The following is a 17906-nucleotide window of genomic DNA, read 5'->3' as shown; positions in this document are numbered from 1 at the left end:
TTGTCCGTCATTGATCTTGTTTTGATTGATAGTCAGTATTGCTGATGAATTATAACCTACTCAGTCACATTATGTTTCTCCTCATAAGTTGGCATATACATCTAACTAACAATTAGCAATGAGGGGTCACTAATGGGCGAGGGGCTGCTATACTGAATTAAGACAGGATCAATGTCATCAAGGCCAGTCAATAGCAAGTTTCAACACTAAGGGTTTGAAGACCAAGGATTGAATCAGGGCGTCTCAAAGGAGAGAGTCATGAATAAACAGGGAATAACGGCAACCATAATCAGCGCTGTATTATTGGTTGGTTGTAATCAGGTCTCGCAAGATCCCAACGTGATGCTGTCAGAAGAGCAGCAAGATCCCATCGCAGAGCTTGAGATAACATCAGCAGTTGATCGTAGCCAGTTCGGCTATAGTCAAACTTTCTATGTACCCATTTATTCAGATATTTATATCAACAGAGAAAACCGTAAGGTTTTGCTCTCTGCCACTCTCAGTGTACGCAATACTACTCTTGATAAATCGTTATATATTAATAAAATTGATTACTATGACACCGATGGCACTTTTGTAAAACCCTATGTGGACAGCCCTATTGAACTACCAGCTATGGGCACGCTCAACTATATCGTCGAAAAAGAAGAGGACAAAGGCGGCTCGGGTGCTAACTTTATCATTGAAGTTGAAGGGGTAGATGAGACGGTAAAACCTGTGATTGAAGCCATTATGATTGGTGATTTTAGTAATAAAGCCTTCGCGTTTACCACTGAGGGTACGCCTGTTGACCATTAACTGTTGTATATCAATAATAAAGTACAAACAGCAAAAAGCGCATCAGGATTAGCTGATACGCTTGGTTAAAACTATAGAAATTAAAATAGTTCTGCTAAATTATAAAGGTCTATTTATCTACAAAATAGTAGCGTTACTGGCTCATATCCATACGCCCACCTTGATTTATCTGCCCATTTTGACCCTGATTCATCATATGACCTTGTGGCATCATACCCTTGTGGTGCATGCCGCCTTGATTCATCATATGCCCACCTTGCTGCATGTGCTGAGAGCGCATTTGCATCATTTTTTGACGCTGTTCAGGGGTGAGCACTTGCATCATCGCATTACGCTTCTGTGTATAATCGCCCTGATTGCTTTGCATAATCGCGCGCATCTGGTTTTGTTGCTCTCCAGTCAAGTTTAGCTGCGACATCATACCTTGCTCGCTCATACCCATCTGCCCTTGTTGCTGCATCATATTATGCTGCGGCATATTATTGTGATGAGGCATAGCATTTACCGAAGGATTGGTAGCGCCAGTTTGAGCGCAAGCGGCTACTGCAAATAAACTAGAAACAGCAACGATTGAACTCATTAACAACTTTTTCATAGTACTTTCCTTATTTGGATTTGCATAAATTATAGGCTTTGTTATTTTTTTACGCCCCTAATATTTATACATTCATCATAGGGTATTTATAAGTTACTAGTGTTGAGGAGTCATTGGAAAAGGTAACAGTTACGACGCAATTGTATATTGTTAAGCTTTCTAGTAAGTCCTTGTTACAAAAAAGGTTTTCAATGTTTTATATATGATTAACATTACGAAAATGCTTATTTTGAAAGGCTAAGACGGAGCATTACCAAGGTTGCATTTTCTCAATTGTTTCAAAGTCTCAATTGTTTTAAATCGAAGTATCTAACTATTACGCTCAATACCAAGCTACCTGACAATGCCAGTATTGATAGCCGGTGCCCAGTTTTCACAATCGTCATCACAGCGTGTACAAATCTCATTGGGATCAAAGAGATGAGTAACGTGCCCGCAGTACATACAAGCATAAAGTTGCTCCGGCTCTACCTTCTCAATCGCTTGATATTGTTTGGGAAAAATGGGCATACCATAGCGGGTGTCATCAGGCGAAAACAACAATAAGCTAAAGTTACCATCGGTCTCAAGTAGGCCGACACGTACTTGCCCCAAATGCTCAACCCCTTGCGTCCGCATCTCAGCAAAGAACTCATCATGCGACATTTTACCTTTTTTTATCTTATCAAGTACTAACAGACCATCTTCGACAATGTAAACGGCGCGACCTTCTAATAGATTCTCAAAGGGCTGATATTTCATCATAAACCACGTGCACAAGCGGTACAGGCCAATGACCACGCTCATAATGATAATCGCTTGAATGATAGGCAGATCCTCGGTGAACATAGGGTCGCCTGCGATAGAGCCTAGTGATAAAATAATAGTCAGCTCAAATATGGAGAGTTGGCGCACGCCGCGCTTGCCAGTAAAGCGCAAGAAAATGATAATCATACTGAACATAATAGCGGTACGCAGAATTATCTCAGCGACAAAGCTCCATGTTGTGTCATAAATAAGGATGCTTACCAAATCCATATCGGGTTTTCCTGACCTTTTGATTGTTTTGAATTAAGTTTTTATAACTATCAACACAAGATAGCAAGACCTAAGGATTTAATAGTTTTTAGTATTGATCCAAAAGCCAATCATAATGACTGTATTTGCTATAAAGAGCCAATTAGGACAAACAAAACCCACCTAATAGATAGATGGGTTTGTTAAGAGGTTAAAAACTATCTACTCACAAAATTTACTGTTTTCACGCCACTTTTTGTCGGGTAGGAGATACTGGTTTTACTGGCTAATATATCGCCTTGAGGATTGATCTTATAGCACTCTGATGTGCTGCCCTCAGCTGCGTTAGCGAGCAATAGATTTTTTGAGGTGTTTATACATAGCCATGCTGTATTATTGCTATCTTGCGTCAAAGACCAGTCTTGCTGATAAGTGCCTACCTTGTTACGCATGCTGCGGTCACTATAGACGTTTTCAGTGATTAGGGGACTAGAGTCACCAACGCTAGCTCTCTTAGGAATAGTAGTCGTTTGGTTCGATAGCGAGTATTTACCTGAGCTGTCAGTAAAGCCGTAGAATACTAATGGATTGAGCGTAAAGTAGTTGATAGCGGCTGATTGATTAGCAATTTGATTGTTGATCTTATTGGTGGTTTTTATCTCGCTGCCTTGTACTTGTTTATTATCGAACACCATATTGCCTTTGGGTGTCACTTGAATTTGCGCTGATGCGGTTTGATTGTTTACTACGGCCTCCAGTGTCTGGCTGCGCTCTTTGGTATAGATATTAAGAAACGCGGTCTCAATAGGGTATTGAGTGACCATCTGGTTTGGGCTATTGGGATTTACGCTGCCATTGTTCATACTAGCGCAAGCACTTAAACTTAGCGCTACGGCTATACCTAGTCCTAATTTTTTCATGATTAAACTCCTTAACTGATTTAAAAGACTATTATAAATGTCTACTATAATCGAATTTTGAATCAATAACATCTGCCATTCATTCTACAGCCTGCTATTATTAGCTAAAATAACTGACCATAAAAACTATTCAACAGTACATAGCCGTTTAAGGAAATGCCAGTAATGCCTGATAAACAAACCAGCCCAATCAATCAAGACGATATCAATAAAGCCGTCTGGAACGCCTGTGATACCTTTCGCGGCGTCATCAGCGCCGATACTTATAAAGACTTTATCTTAACCATGCTGTTCCTCAAGTACCTGTCTGACGTCTATAAAGATGAATACATCAAGCTAGTCGAGCAGTATGGCGGCTCTGGTAACGAGAATCCCGAGCTGATCCACGCCATGATGTCCAAGCAGCGTTTTGTATTACCTGAGGGCGCCAGCTTTTGGGATTTATACGAGCAGCGTCACCAGCCGGGCAACGGTCAACGTATCGATGAGGCGCTACATGCGATTGAGGAAGCTAACGGTACCAAGCTTAAAAACGTCTTCCAAGATATTAGCTTCAATACTGATAAATTGGGCCAAGAAAAGCAAAAGAATGAGCTACTACGCCACCTACTAGAAGACTTTTGCAAAGACATTCTTAATCTCAGCGCTGAGCGTGTCGGTAGTTTGGACGTGATTGGTAATGCTTACGAGTACTTAATCAAGCACTTTGCCGCCAGTAGTGGGGCGACGGCTGGTGAGTTCTATACGCCGCCAGAAGTGTCTAACTTGCTAGCGACTATCCTTGAGCCTGCCGAAGGTGACGAAATCTGTGATCCAGCCTGTGGTTCAGGGTCGCTGCTCATCAAATGCGGGGCGATGGTACGCAAAAACTCAAACTCCAAGAAGTATGCGCTATACGGTCAAGAAGCCATTGGCTCGACATGGGCACTGGCCAAGATGAATATGTTTTTGCACGGTGAGGACAATCACCGTATCGAGTGGGGCGATACCATCCGTAATCCGCTGCTATTGGGTAGTGACGGCAAGCACTTATTACAGTTCGATGTGGTGACGGCCAACCCACCGTTTTCACTGGATAAATGGGGTCATGGTGATGCCAGCAGCGATCCCTATGGTCGCTTCCATCGCGGTGTCCCGCCCAAGACCAAGGGCGATTATGCCTTTATCAGTCATATGATTGAAACGCTGAAACCAAACACTGGCAGAATGGGCGTGGTCGTACCGCATGGCGTACTGTTCCGTGCCTCAAGTGAAGGCAAAATCCGTCAGCAACTGATCGAAGAGAACTTACTCGATACGGTAATTGGTTTACCAGCCAACTTGTTTTTTGGAACTGGTATTCCGTCCGCTATTCTTATATTTAAAAAGAATAAAACCGATCCTGTCAGCGGTAAAGTTGATGACTCCGTACTGTTTATCGATGCCAGCAATGAGTTTAAATCGGGTAAGAATCAAAATCAGCTCACTCCTGAAAATATTAATAGAATCATTGAAACCTATAAGGCGCGGGAAAGCGTGGATAAATATGCTTATCTAGCGAGCTTTGATGAGATAGCAGAAAACGACTTTAACCTAAACATTCCGCGCTATGTTGATACCTTTGAGGAAGAGGAAGAGATTGATCTGGATGCGGTGCGTACTGAGCGTCTTGAATTAAAAGCTGAATTGGATAGTTTAGAGACTGAGATGGCAGGATTTTTAAAGGAGTTGGGTTATGGTGCATAGTGAAATTTCTAAACTTGAGCTTATACAAGCTAGAATCAGCTTTATTCCTAAAGGATGGCAACTCGATAAAGTTGGTGAAGCTTTAAATATAAAGAACAATTTCCGTAAGCCTATAAGCCAAGAAGTGCGCTCACTTATTCCTGGTCCTTATCCATACTACGGACCGACTAAAATTCAAGATCATATTGCTGATTATGAACAAGATGGTACATATGCGTTGATTGGTGAGGATGGAGATCACTTCCTTAAATATGAATCAATGCGTCAAACACAGTTTATTAGCGGGAAATGTACAGTTAATAACCATGCACATATTATTGAAAGTTCAAATACGTGCGATTCCGAATGGTTCTATTTATATTTTCAACACCGTAACATTACTAACTTTCTGTCAAGACAAGGCGCAGGACGCTTTAAATTAAATAAAGCTACTTTAGAAAAGTTACCTTTGTTGGTTCCACCTCTCCTAGAACAACAAAAAATTGTCAAAATCCTATCCACTTGGGATAAAGCGATTAGCACCACTGAGCGTTTGATTGACAATAGTACCCAGCAGAAAAAAGCTTTGATGCAGCAATTGCTGACGGGTAAAAAGCGTTTGCTTGATGAGTCGGGGAAAAGGTTTGAGAGTGAGTGGGAAGAGGTTAGCGTTGGTAGTTTAGGCAAAATATATTCAGGCGGTACGCCTAGTACATCCAATACTGAATATTGGGATGGCGATATAAACTGGATTACACCCACTGATATTACCAAGCAAGATAGTCGTTATATAAACTCTAGTCTAAGAAAAATAACGCTAGAAGGGCTAGAAAATAGCTCAGCTAAGCTAGTGCCAGCAGGATCATTGCTTATTTGTACCCGTGCAACGATTGGTGCAATGGCAATCACTTCTCATGAAATGTGTACGAATCAAGGCTTCAAAAATATCGTTCCTAATAGCAAAACCAATATTGAGTTTGTTTACTATCTTCTAACATATAACAAGCACAGAATGATAAACAAAGCGAGCGGCTCGACCTTCTTAGAGCTTTCAAAAACTTCATTTGAAAGTATGAAATTTAAAGTACCAACTCTCCCAGAACAACAAAAAATCGCCACCGTATTAACCAATGCCGATAAAGAGATTGAGTTGCTTGAGCAGCAGTTGGCTGATTTACAGCAAGAGAAAAAGGCGCTGATGCAGGTGTTGTTGACGGGTAAGAAGCGGGTGGTGGTTGATGGGGAAAGCTTATGATGATTCGTACTTTCCATCCTGTTGGGCAAGGAGCTTTTTATTCCGAAGAACATAGTGACGGCATTAATATTATTTATGATTGTGGAACTAATGCCCCTACTAGATCTCGTTCAGTTGTAGATTCTTCTTTCAAAGGAAAAGATATATATATTCTCTTCATATCCCATTTTGACACTGATCATATTTCTACAATACCCATTTTACTCAAATCAGTAAAATCTATTAAATTTGTTGTGATTCCTTTAATGGATAATGAGCAAATAAACTTACTAATTAATACATATTATTATTTACCAGATGATTTAAAAGAAATTATAAGCAATCCTGAAGAGTTTTTTGGCTCAAATACAAAAGTTATAAGAATTAAACCTGCAAGGTCTAATACAGAAAGCTTTGAAGATCCTATTATTATAGAGAATATACCAGAAATATTTTCAAGTGAAACAGGATATATTGAAATAGATAGTGGGGTGCCTCTAACTATAAGAAAACTAAACAAAAAACAGTCGAAATGGGCTTTTATCCCTTACAACTACGAGAGTGAAAAAAGGAAAGACGAATTAGCTGAGTTATTAGTTAATAATGGGTTTGATATAAACAGAATGAAGAGTGATCCAACCTATGTTTTAACTGATGTAGTTATTAAAAATAAAGGTAGCAAAGTACGTGATATTTATAGAAAGTTATCGGGTAATATAAATCAGAATTCATTATTAGTATATTCTGGTCCTTTAAAGCTTAGAGAGGAAGATAAGTGTATTTGTAATATTCTTAGGTGGCTTAGTTCTTGCGATCATTTAGCTGTTTACACCTGCCGCTTAAAATCGGGTTGTATTTATACAGGGGATAGCGACTTCAATCAAATAGTGTTAAAAGATGTTTATTCAGAATATGTTAAGTATGTTGGGATAGTGCAGATACCTCATCATGGCGCTAGTAGTAACTTTAATATAAAGTCACTTGAAGGTTTCGAAAATGCTATATGTCCAATTTCACATGGGTTTCATAGAAGATATAAGCACCCCCATGATAGCGTCATTAAGGAATTAGTTATAAATAGGTTCAAACCAGTTTCAGTAAATAGTGATTCAAAATCTAAATTCGAGCAAACAATATCTTACTAAATATTTTCTATTGAAAGATGGTCATTTTTCAAGGTTCAACTAAAAAAGGATAAGAAAGTGCCTCAAACAAAATTTATGATGGTAAGAAGCCCAAAGCTAATAAAAAACAATCAAATTGGATATGGCTGGGGCAATGTAGATTTCTCTAAATTCGATAATTCCACTGATTTAATGAAGCAAGGCTTTAAAGACGTCGATGTAGGTCGACAGACTAATCAAATAAAACGTTACTTTAATCTCAAAGAGGGCGACTATGTGATCGTTCCTTTTTCTGGAACGATTGCTATCGCAGAAGTAATTGGTGAGAGAAGCCATTATCCCATTACCAAAGGTATTCAATATGGCGAGAATAGAATATCTGTTAGATACCTAAAGCATAACGATGGTTATTTTATCCCCAGAATTAATTTATCAACGGCTCTACAGAATAGACTTAAAATTCGGATGACTGTCTGTGATTTGAGTGAGTTTTCTGATGAATTATATAAGCATATAGAGTCGATTAAGAATGACAAGCTATATACATGGAATACAGAGCAAGAGCTTAAACTACAGCAAAATACTGAGAAATTTAAAGCTGATTTGCTTTCAAGACTGCGCAGTAATAAAGACATTAACCTTCAATCTGGTGGCATAGGTCTTGAACACCTTATTAAGGAAATTTTAGAAGCAAAAGGTTATAAAGCACATATACCTGCAAAGAACGAGAAGTCTGGAATACAAGATGTTGATGTGGTTGCTACACGTTTTACAGAGTTCTCAGGAAAGAAAGAAGGTATTTTTATTCAAGTCAAGCATCATGATGGTACAACAGATAATCATGGTATAAAACAAGTGGCAGAGTATGAGGTCAATGAAGAAGACTACTCTCAAATTGATAAAGTTCTAATTACAACTGGGGATTTTAAAGACAATAATTTTGCAGATTTGCGCAATGTTACTGTATTAGCAGGAGCTGATTTTGTAAACTGGATATTTGATAATCTTGAGTATTTATCAAAAGAAAGCCTTTTGTCACTTGGAATATCAAGTTTGCCTACATTGTTGTAGTAGAAATATGATTGAAGTCACCCAAGCCGTAAAGCTTGCTCGCCAATTTTTCAATGAGATATATCAAGACGAAGATATCCAAAATCTAATGCTCGAAGAAGTTGTCATTGATCAAGATAGTAACGAGTGGCGCATCACTTTAGGTTATGACTCTCATATTATTAAAGAAGCCAATCATGTTTTCTCTAAAAAAATTATAGATAAAATGCCAAGAGTGTATAAAAGAATACATATAGATGCTGACGAGGGTGATTTTAAAGGTATGTTTATTCGTGAAGTGGGATAGATGCGTAGGCTGTGGCTTTAGCCCAGCATAATAATTTTGTAAAGTCTTGAGCTGGGCTAAAGCCACAGCCTACAGGTCGCGCTCTATTTAAGAAATAACTTGTATTTCGCTAATTCTTCATATTATTAAACATTGACACTAAAACAATTACCAACTAATCTATACCCAACATAACCGTCACGCTTAGTGCCCTCTGGGTAACGCGCAACCTTGGCGGTTTTTTTGCCTTTTATAAAAGTAGAACTTATCAAGAAACCACATTATATCTAAACAGTGAAATCACGACGGTAGAACCAATTAATAAACTAAGAAAGATATAGAACAAAATATTATCATTAGCCAGTTTTTTTTCAACGTCAGAATATCCTAGACTATCAAAGGTAATATAGTCTTTATCTAGAGTAGAGTAATCAATTGTTTTTACAGATTCGATGAAATGCTCAACGAACCAAGAAGGCCAATGCTGTGGTTTGAAGGGTGAGATATCACTTAGCTGAGTATGATTAGAGAATTTTTCCCAGTTACCATCATTTAGGTTCAGACTGTGCATACGCCAATCTGTAAAGCTATAGTCGCTTACCTTTTTAACAAACACCACATCCACATCTTTGTGATTCATATCTTTAAAGATTCTTTGCATAAGCGCAGAGATGACGTCCTTTGTGCCTTCTAGACATTGCAAAAAATTCTTGCTGTTATTGCACAAAAAACCCGCGATATTATTATCTTTGTTAAAAGATTCTGAGTGATGCTGTATATGCTTAAATACAGAGCTATCAGTGGTATTTACGCCACTAATATATATTAATCTTATAAGAGCGTTTGCAGGCGTCTCTTGCATAGATCTTTGTAGCATGTCGTAGCTGGCTATATTCATGTTTATAGCTATATTCCTAATATTATTTTTATGGGTTTGGCACTTGTTATTTTATAATTTTTTTGGATATTCGTTCAGTGTTATTATATGAAAAATATGTTTTGACGTCCATATTGATGCCTATTTTATTAAAATCAGCTAGATGATTTTTTTAACCAGTTAATACATGAGCGCCAATAGGTTAATATCATAAAACGCTACGCTTTTTATGACGTTATGACTACAATAAACAAAACCAAACAAACGCTATGTCTAAAGTGGGCAGCTATGACCAAACCAAGCTCTAACATTAGCTCCAGTGCAAGCATTAACTTTGCAGAAGAATTCAGCTCAAAAATCCCTGCTTTAACCTTGCTCACCACGCTGGGCTATCGGTTTATTCCACCCAGCCAATGCAATGCCATGCGCTCAAAAGCAGCGTCAAACAAAGCCACTAATCAAGTGGTGTTACTGCCCATCATGCGTGCGTTTTTAGCCGAGCAAACCTTTACGTTCGAAGGCACAGCGCATCATTTATCAGACAGCGCCATTGATAAAATCATGCACGAGCTCAATCCTGCTATGAATTTAGGCTTGCAGCTCGCTAATGAAACCCTCTATAACGCTATGCTTTATGGCGTGACCGTGACAGAGTTTATCGATGGTAAAAAGACCTCGCAAACCATCGCTCTCATAGATTGGGAGCATATCGACAACAACAGCTTTCACTTTACTGAAGAGTTTGTCGTACAAAATGCCGAGGGTACAGGCAACGTCATTCCTGATATCGTCTGCTTTGTGAATGGTCTACCGCTGGCAGTGATCGAAGCCAAACGTCCTGATTCCAGTAGAGAGTGGCAATCGACCAACGCGCAAGCCGTCTCTCAGCACATCCGTAACCAAGGTCATAAACAAATCCCGCATCTATTTGCTTATAGCCAGTTATTGCTAGCGGTCAATGGTCATGATGGTTTGTATGCTACCTGCGGTACACCTGAAAAGTTTTGGGCAAAATGGATCGAGGAAGAAATCCTTGAGCCTGAGTTTGCCCGTCTAAAAAACCAAAAGCTTAATAATGAGCAGATTGAGAGTTTGTTTAGCCATCGTCCTGCCTCTGTTAAAAATGAATATCGGTCATTAATTAATAACGGTGATCTAGTCGTTACTGATCAAGACCGCCTTATCATTAGCTTATTACAGCCTGAGCGTTTGCTGGAGATGATGCGCCTATTTACTTTGTTTGATAAAAAGGCTGGCAAAATTGTTGCCCGTTATCAGCAAGTCTTTGGTATCAAAGCATTGATTGAACGTATCAGTACTTTTGACAGCTCTGATGGTAAGTTGGGCAGTCGGCAAGGTGGTGTGATTTGGCATACCACAGGTAGTGGTAAATCTTTTACGATGGTGTTTTTCTCTAAAGCGCTTATTTGGTTAGAGCAGCTCGCGAAGTGTCGAATTATTGTCGTCACGGATCGTGTCGATTTGGAAACCCAGCTAAGCAATACCTTTAAATCAGGTGGCGTAATAACCAGCAAACGCGATAGTCGTGACGCCATGGCAACCTCTGGTCGCCGTCTCGCGCAGCAAATCGGTCACGGTAATGAGCGCGTTATTTTCTCCATTATTAATAAGTTTGGCTCAGCCGTTAAGTATGATGAATGCTATAACGACAGCCCAAACATCATCGTCATGGTCGATGAAGGTCACCGTAGCCAAAACGGTGAGAACAATATCCGTATGGCGCAAGCCCTGCCAAACGCTGCCTTTATTGCCTTTACCGGTACGCCATTGCTAAAAGATGATAAGACCGAGAACAAATTCGGCAGCATTATTCACTCCTATACCATGCAACAAGCGGTCAAAGACAAAACCGTTACGCCACTGTTATATGAAGAGCGCGTTCCTGAGCTCAATACCAATGACGCCGCTATCGATGCTTGGTTTGACCGTATCACCCAAAAGCTTAGCGAGGATCAAAAGAATGATCTCAAGCGTAAGTTCTCCCAAAAAGGTCAAATCTATCAGGTTGAAGGTCGCATTGAGCTCATCGCTCATGACATCTCTGATCACTTTCAAAACTTTAAACAGCAGCATCTAAAAGGACAACTGGCTTGTGATTCTAAAGCCTCAGCTATCCGCTATAAAATGGCATTGGACAAGATTGGCAAAGTGACTTCCGTGGTTGCCATGTCACCACCTGATACCCGTGAAGGTCACGATACCGTTGATGGAGAATCAAAAGACATCGTACAAAACTGGTGGCAAGATAATGTCGCCAATAACTATGGCGGTGATGAAAAGGTCTATACCAAAGCCATTATCGAAGCTTTTAGCACCGATGCTGGCCCTGACATTATGATCGTCGTCGATAAGCTATTGACGGGATTTGATGAGCCAAAAAACACGGTACTGTATATCGATAAACCCTTAAAGCAGCATAACCTGATTCAGGCGATTGCACGGGTGAACCGCTTACACGCGCAAAAACGCTTTGGTTATTTGATTGATTACCGCGGTATCCTAAAAGAGCTGGATATCACCATTGAGAAATACCAAGACTTAGCGGAACGTACGCAAGGTGGCTTTGATATCGAAGACCTCAAAGGTCTATATAACGCGATGGATACTGAGTACAAGCAGTTACCAAGATTACATAGTGAGCTGTGGGCTATATTTTCATCGGTGAAAAACAAACAGGACGGGCAAGCGCTAAGACAAGTGCTTGCGCCAAAGATGCAGGAAATCGATGGCAGAGTAGTCGATACCAAGCTTAAAGCGCGTGACGACTTTTATGCTGCCTTGACCGCATTTTCTAACGCCATGAAAATTGCGCTGCAATCAGCGTCTTTCTTTGAAGACAAATCATTCGATAACAAGCGTGATCGCTACAAAGCCGATCTCAAAGCCTTTATTAATCTACGTAAGCAAGTGCGCGAAGACGCTGATGAGACCATCGATTATGATGAGTATGAAGCGAATATTCGCAGCTTACTCGATAAGCATATCGCAGGTTTGGAAGTTCGTGAGGCAAAAGGCGTTTATTTGGTCGATAACTTAGGTAAGTTGGGCAAAGATTTCAAGCCTGAAAATCTAAGCGATGATGAAGCACGTAACCAGACTGATAAAATTACGGGTCGTGTGACCAAGATGATTGAGCAGGATTTAGCTGATGATCCGTATGCGCAAGAGTATTTTTCTAAATTACTGAAGCAGGCGATTGCTGATGCCAAAGCAATGTTTGATGCACCCGTGAAGCAGTACATGATGTTTGCTGACTTTGAGCAAGCCGTCAAAGACCGTGATGTCGCTGATGTGCCGAATGCGTTTATCGATGATAAGGGTAAATTAAACAAACATGCTCAGGCTTATTTTGGTTTGTTTAAGCTTTTATTTGACGCTGGTGGTGATAATGATAGCTTAGCGGATAAGGAGCTAGATAATGACAAGTTGGTCGCTTACGCCTTTGAGATTGATGAAGTGGTTAAAACCAATGTGGCGGAATATTCCATCAATGCCAGCGAAATTGAAAATGCGATTAATAGAAGCTTATTGCCAATGTTGTTTGCTGACTTGGGTATTGATAAAGCGCAACAGCTGATTGAAGAGGTATTAAAAATTACTCGGCTTGGGCTGTCGAGAGAAGCAAAAAGCACGAAAGAGACAAGTAGCCCAAGAGCAGCAAGAGGGTAGTAAGTAATGACTGAGAATGGCGATTTTTATTATGGTGAAGATAGAATCCATTATGAAGTAGTGCGTAAAGAAGTAACTTATAAAGAAAAGACAGGCAAGTCTAAAAGCGACACGCTTATTAGCGATGAGACCAAACCAAGCAAACTAATTAAACCAAGCAGACCTCGAAAAGTAGTCATCAAGGTACATCCAGATCTGCGTGTGGTCGCCACCGCGCCTATCGATGCCAGTGATGAGATGATACATGACGCTGTGATGAAACGTGCGCGCTGGATATGGCAAAGTCTACAGGATTTTGCCAAGCAAAAAGATCATGTATTGCCCAAGCGTTATGTCAGCGGTGAGACCCAGTTTTATCTGGGTCGTCGTTATGTGTTAAAAGTGCTGACTGATTCAGAAACTAACGATGGGGTAAGCAGCAGCGTGAAGCTTAGTCGCGGTAAGTTAAACGTTACCGTTAATCAAGCAAGCAATAATCAGGAAAGCGGCAATCAAGAAAATCAGTTTGCTAATGAGCGTTCAGTTAAAGTAAAAGCGCTATTAGATAAATGGTATCAAGATAGAGCCGAAATTATTTTTGCTGAGCGTTTACACGCAGTACTGTCCAAAGCTTCATGGGTCACAAGCATGCCGTCATTTAGACTCATGGCAATGAAAAAACAATGGGGCAGTTGCTCTACTAAAGGCAATTTAATACTCAATCCGCATTTAGTAAAAGCACCAAAAGAATGCATTGATTATGTGATATTGCATGAGCTGTGTCATATAGCTGAGCACAATCATAGCGAACGCTTTTGGCGACTACTCACTCAAGTGATGCCCAATTGGAGAGCGGTAAAAGCAGAGCTGGATGAACGGGCAGAGCTTTATTTAAATCAGTAAGATTTAATCTTAAGTTTCAAATAGATTAATAGCTTTAGTATAATCCGATGGCACAAACTTGATAGTCACCACCATCACAGCTATCAAGGTAAACACAGCCTCCAGTATTTAGCAAACACTCTGAAAGTTGCCACGCCACTCGCGCAGAATCGCAGCGATATAATGCAATGACCAGTAGCAGCCAAAAGGGAGTCAGCGCAGGCATCTTAACAGAAGAAGAGGATTAATTTTTATTGAAACTGGTGTATTTTAAAACCATTTAACGCACCAAAATAACTGGAGAGAGAGTACTGGCAATAATCTCAGTGGTCGTACTACCTAAAAATAGCTGTCGCCATTTAGAGCGTCCATAAGCGCCTACCACCATGATATCGACATCGTTGTCTATTTGAAAGCTGAGCAAGCCATCAACAGCATCCGCTTCAGGCAGATGATGAGCCTCTACCGCAAAGCCTACTGATTTTAGCTGTGTTACAGCCGAGGTTAGGCTTTGTTTAGAAGACTCATCAGAATATCCTATCATCACAATATAACCTTGCATGCCTCTGAGCAGTGGACTCTCAGCCGTCATTTGGATCGCTTTAATAGCTGTTTTGCTCCCATCAAAAGCGACCATGTATGAGCTGGGAGTAACAAAGGTCTCTGAACAAATAAGTACGGGTATGCTCGATGCACGGGCGACAGTTTCGATTTGACTACCAATATTAAGACGACTATTTTTATGATCCTGACCGCGCCGTCCCATAATAATAGCGCGGTTTTTTGATTTAAAATGCTCAATAGCAGGTAGCAGTTTACCGCGGCGCTGATAAGTGTTTACTGCTACCGCAAAGTTATCATCGATGTAGCTTTTAGCATCTTGAATCAAGGCGTTGCTGTAACTTTTAGCGATCTTAGCTCTATGCTCATCAAGCTGGCTTAGCTCTCCTAAGAGGTTTTGGCGGCTATCCATACCTATCGTCCCTGATAGATCGCGCCGCGTTGAGGCTGGCGCATCGATAACATTTAGTAGGGCGACAGGCAAGTTTAAACGGCTGCCATACCATGCAGCATAACTACAAACAGATTGGGTCACGGCTGAGCCGTCGATACAAGCTAAAATGTGCTGTTCTGTGATCATAGTCTGTCCTTAAAGACGCTTCTTTAACTCTATCATGCCTGTTTATCCATAGTTGTCAATTTTCATTTTGCATACTTTATATGTTTTGAATACACCACGAAGCAAAAGCTAACAAGGTCAAATAAAATAAAAAATGACCCATAGTCAGGTTATACTTTTCGTATAAAAGCTAATAGACAGCATTTGCTGGTTTTGTTATCTCGCAGAAGGCCAATAATAGTATGGCGCAGTTGTATTTAAATGAGTGATAATATAAAAAATTGAGAAATTAATAAATCTCAAGTAAGTAGAAGAGTAAGAGATTTATAACAGGGATGATCAATACTAAGGGATGAATATGTCTGCCACTAAAGAAGAGATTAATGCTTTTATGGCATTAGAGTTTCCACAAGCTAAATATAAGATTGAGGAAGTTAAAGAGAATAGCGCGATATTATCGCATGACATAGGGATAAATGAGCTGCGTCCTGGTGGCACGGTCTCAGGCCCTGTATTGATGAGTATTGCTGATGTAGCTCTTTATGTGGCGATACTCGGCACAATTGGCATTGTACCGCTGACGGTGACGACGAGTCTGACCATTAATTTTTTACGTAAACCATCCGCAAAGGCGCGTATTATTGCTGATTGTACCTTAATGAAAGTAGGGCGCACGCTGATTGTCGGTGAAGTTGCACTATACTCAGAAGGCTCTGACGATATGGTCGCTCACGTGGTTGGTACCTATTCCGTACCGCCTACGCGTGACAAGATAAGTTAATAACTAGGTTTATAGTAAAAGGTTTCAGAAGTACTTACAGAAGGGTGGGACAGATAGGAAAGCTAGAGTTTTGATGAAACAAAATAAGATTGGCGGTGAAGGAGGGATTCGAACCCTCGATACGCTATGAACGTATACACACTTTCCAGGCGTGCGGTTTCAGCCACTCACCCACTTCACCGTTTTAGATCAGGCGTGTTTGACAGCCCTAATTGTTGAACGACCCTATTTTCTAAGCGACTAAGTATAGCTGATACGATTTAAAATGTCACGGTTTGAGACTGAAGATTTATCACAATAACTCTTATCGCTCTTTACTGGCGTAATGGGTAAACGCTTGCTAGGATAGCATATCTATAATGAGCAAGTATAAATGGTAAGAATTGCATGATAAGTGTTGTCAGTCTCAAAGTTTGCGTCAGATATATCAAAGCCAGTGTATTAATATTTGTATTGAGCCTAATAGGTATATTACCCGTTCGTGCCGATGATTTAACGCAGTGTAGCGAGTCTTTTTATGGGGGTATTTATCCAGAATTTACCAACAGCAAGCTAAGCGTCAATACCCAGCCGCTATGTATGGACGGTTTTGCCGTTATGTATTCTGGCGTGTCGCGTACGCCACTATGGTCTGCTGAATACCTAACCCGCACGCGTTTGCAGCAAGCCCAGCAGATTGACCGTGATGATAGTTTTCACGAAGAGAGCCGTTTGCCAGAGTCCATGCGGGCAAAACTATCAGACTATTCTGGTTCCGGTTATGACCGTGGGCATCTAGCGCCTAATGCGGATATGGCATCGCGTTCTCAGCAGTATGACAGTTTTAGTTTGGCTAATATCGCCCCGCAGTCGCCGCGTAATAATCGCTATATTTGGCGCAACATTGAGTCTGCGACCCGTTATTTGACCCAGCAGTATGGTGAGGTATATACCATTACCGGAGTAGCTTTTACCAACGAAAAAACCGAGCTTTTAGCCAATCGTGTACTGGTGCCCAGTCACTTTTTTAAAGCGGTTTATATTCCAGCGCTCAATCAAGCGGGCGTTTATTATGCACCCAATGATGAGTCTGAGCGTATAGAGGTTATCAGCGTTGATGAGTTAGCCGTACAGACAGGTATAGACGTTTTACCTGTGCTAGATCTACAAGTAAAAGCACAAGCTTTAGCACTACCATTGACACCAAGCGCAGGTAGTGATGATTCAATAGCGCCAACTATGCCCAGCGAAGAGCCGGCTTGGATGTTATTCGTATGGGCAATTATCGATTGGATCATAGCGCAGTTACGTGCTTAAAGATTATCGACTGCATGAATAGAGACGAGAAGAATAATTAAGAGCTATAATTGGGATATAGATAATGAAAAGAGCTACTTAGAGACAGGAGCGTACAATGATTGAACCTTTTGCCAACAATCATCAAAGCATGCAAGTGGGGGAGTTGATTATCGAGAACCAGGAAGATAAGATAATTATCTACGGTGATCTTGATTTATATTTCAATGATTTGGGGTATCAACAAGCACAGAAACTGCATGAGCTTACCACAAAAATAATGCAAGCTTTTGAAAATGTTGATGAAAACAATAAAAAAACACTGTCGTCAAAAGAAAAAAGTGACCGATCAGATGATAGTATAGATAATCCGTTCCTATGACTATTTGCTATAGTCTTAACTTTATAGAAACAATAGTCTATAGAAAAAATACTAGGCAAATTTTCAATTTTGTTTATAATGAGTATAAATATTAGTTTTCTTGTTTATCTACTAATATTACAATTAGTATAGTAATCAATCACTAATCAACAGGCACAAGACATAAAACTTTGACTATGCGTTTTAACTTTATATTTTAAATAATCATGGTAC

The 17906-nt window shown here is 40.2% G+C and carries 16 protein-coding genes and 1 tRNA gene; 11 read left to right on the top strand and 6 right to left on the bottom strand.

Annotated elements, in window-relative coordinates; translation table 11 throughout:
- The first annotated feature begins 258 nt into the window (after window positions 1-258).
- Window positions 259-798, top strand: coding sequence for a DUF3124 domain-containing protein (locus tag ACR63N_RS14310; protein WP_367105427.1), 540 nt, complete (start codon window positions 259-261; stop codon window positions 796-798).
- Between the two features lie 133 nt (window positions 799-931).
- On the opposite strand, the gene ACR63N_RS14305 is transcribed toward ACR63N_RS14310, so the two are convergent.
- The 3 genes from ACR63N_RS14305 to ACR63N_RS14295 form a co-directional block, all read right to left on the bottom strand.
- Window positions 932-1393, bottom strand: a complete 462-nt coding sequence (locus ACR63N_RS14305) for a hypothetical protein (protein ID WP_472782220.1) — start codon at window positions 1391-1393, stop codon at window positions 932-934.
- A gap of 333 nt (window positions 1394-1726) precedes the next feature.
- Complete coding sequence (locus ACR63N_RS14300) at window positions 1727-2410, bottom strand: DUF421 domain-containing protein (protein ID WP_367107325.1); 684 nt, start codon at window positions 2408-2410, stop codon at window positions 1727-1729.
- A gap of 197 nt (window positions 2411-2607) precedes the next feature.
- Window positions 2608-3309, bottom strand: a complete 702-nt coding sequence (locus ACR63N_RS14295; RefSeq protein ID WP_472782219.1) for a hypothetical protein — start codon at window positions 3307-3309, stop codon at window positions 2608-2610.
- A gap of 165 nt (window positions 3310-3474) precedes the next feature.
- On the opposite strand from ACR63N_RS14295, the gene ACR63N_RS14290 reads away from it, so the two are divergent.
- From ACR63N_RS14290 to ACR63N_RS14270, 5 genes are read left to right on the top strand one after another with little or no spacing between them, the layout of a single operon-like run.
- A complete protein-coding gene (locus ACR63N_RS14290) occupies window positions 3475-5034 on the top strand; it encodes a type I restriction-modification system subunit M (RefSeq protein WP_472782218.1) in 1560 nt (519 codons plus the stop codon).
- Window positions 5024-6268 (top strand): restriction endonuclease subunit S, encoded by a 1245-nt coding sequence (locus ACR63N_RS14285; protein ID WP_472782217.1) that lies wholly within the window; start codon window positions 5024-5026, stop codon window positions 6266-6268. Before ACR63N_RS14290 ends, ACR63N_RS14285 begins: the two co-directional genes overlap by 11 nt.
- Window positions 6265-7392, top strand: a complete 1128-nt coding sequence (locus ACR63N_RS14280; protein ID WP_472782216.1) for a hypothetical protein — start codon at window positions 6265-6267, stop codon at window positions 7390-7392. Before ACR63N_RS14285 ends, ACR63N_RS14280 begins: the two co-directional genes overlap by 4 nt.
- A gap of 57 nt (window positions 7393-7449) precedes the next feature.
- A complete protein-coding gene (locus ACR63N_RS14275) occupies window positions 7450-8442 on the top strand; it encodes a restriction endonuclease (RefSeq protein ID WP_472782215.1) in 993 nt (330 codons plus the stop codon).
- Window positions 8443-8449: 7 nt separating this feature from the next.
- Window positions 8450-8728, top strand: coding sequence for a hypothetical protein (locus ACR63N_RS14270; protein ID WP_472782214.1), 279 nt, complete (start codon window positions 8450-8452; stop codon window positions 8726-8728).
- A gap of 247 nt (window positions 8729-8975) precedes the next feature.
- Here the strand turns inward: ACR63N_RS14270 and ACR63N_RS14265 are convergent, their stop codons facing one another.
- Window positions 8976-9605: a BLUF domain-containing protein gene (locus ACR63N_RS14265; RefSeq protein WP_472782213.1), complete on the bottom strand. Its 630-nt coding sequence runs from the start codon at window positions 9603-9605 to the stop codon at window positions 8976-8978.
- Window positions 9606-9821: 216 nt separating this feature from the next.
- Between ACR63N_RS14265 and ACR63N_RS14260 the strand changes: the two genes are divergently transcribed.
- Both ACR63N_RS14260 and ACR63N_RS14255 read left to right on the top strand, forming a co-directional pair.
- Entirely contained in the window at window positions 9822-13274 is a 3453-nt protein-coding gene (locus tag ACR63N_RS14260; protein ID WP_472782212.1) for a type I restriction endonuclease subunit R, read from the top strand.
- 6 nt (window positions 13275-13280) lie between these two features.
- The gene (locus ACR63N_RS14255) at window positions 13281-14156 is read left to right on the top strand and encodes a M48 family metallopeptidase (RefSeq protein WP_472782211.1); all 876 of its coding nucleotides are present in this window, start codon (window positions 13281-13283) and stop codon (window positions 14154-14156) included.
- A 259-nt stretch (window positions 14157-14415) separates the two neighbouring features.
- Here ACR63N_RS14255 and ACR63N_RS14250 read toward each other — a convergent pair whose 3' ends face one another.
- On the bottom strand, window positions 14416-15276 hold the full coding sequence (locus ACR63N_RS14250; RefSeq protein ID WP_472782210.1) for a universal stress protein: 861 nt from the start codon (window positions 15274-15276) through the stop codon (window positions 14416-14418).
- A gap of 337 nt (window positions 15277-15613) precedes the next feature.
- Here ACR63N_RS14250 and ACR63N_RS14245 point away from each other — a divergent pair, with 337 nt between their 5' ends.
- Complete coding sequence (locus ACR63N_RS14245; RefSeq protein ID WP_367105441.1) at window positions 15614-16036, top strand: PaaI family thioesterase; 423 nt, start codon at window positions 15614-15616, stop codon at window positions 16034-16036.
- 90 nt (window positions 16037-16126) lie between these two features.
- Here ACR63N_RS14245 and ACR63N_RS14240 read toward each other — a convergent pair.
- Window positions 16127-16217: transfer RNA gene (locus ACR63N_RS14240), tRNA-Ser, on the bottom strand.
- A gap of 206 nt (window positions 16218-16423) precedes the next feature.
- Here ACR63N_RS14240 and ACR63N_RS14235 point away from each other — a divergent pair.
- Together ACR63N_RS14235 and ACR63N_RS14230 are read left to right on the top strand one after the other, a co-directional pair.
- A complete protein-coding gene (locus ACR63N_RS14235; RefSeq protein WP_472782209.1) occupies window positions 16424-17332 on the top strand; it encodes a DNA/RNA non-specific endonuclease in 909 nt (302 codons plus the stop codon).
- A gap of 97 nt (window positions 17333-17429) precedes the next feature.
- A complete protein-coding gene (locus ACR63N_RS14230) occupies window positions 17430-17693 on the top strand; it encodes a hypothetical protein (protein ID WP_367105443.1) in 264 nt (87 codons plus the stop codon).
- Window positions 17694-17906 lie beyond the last annotated feature (213 nt).

It is taken from the genome of Psychrobacter sp. M4 (assembly GCF_055699795.1).
The sequence above is the reverse complement of the archived record's forward strand: the minus strand, read 5'-3'. Positions and strand labels throughout refer to the sequence as shown.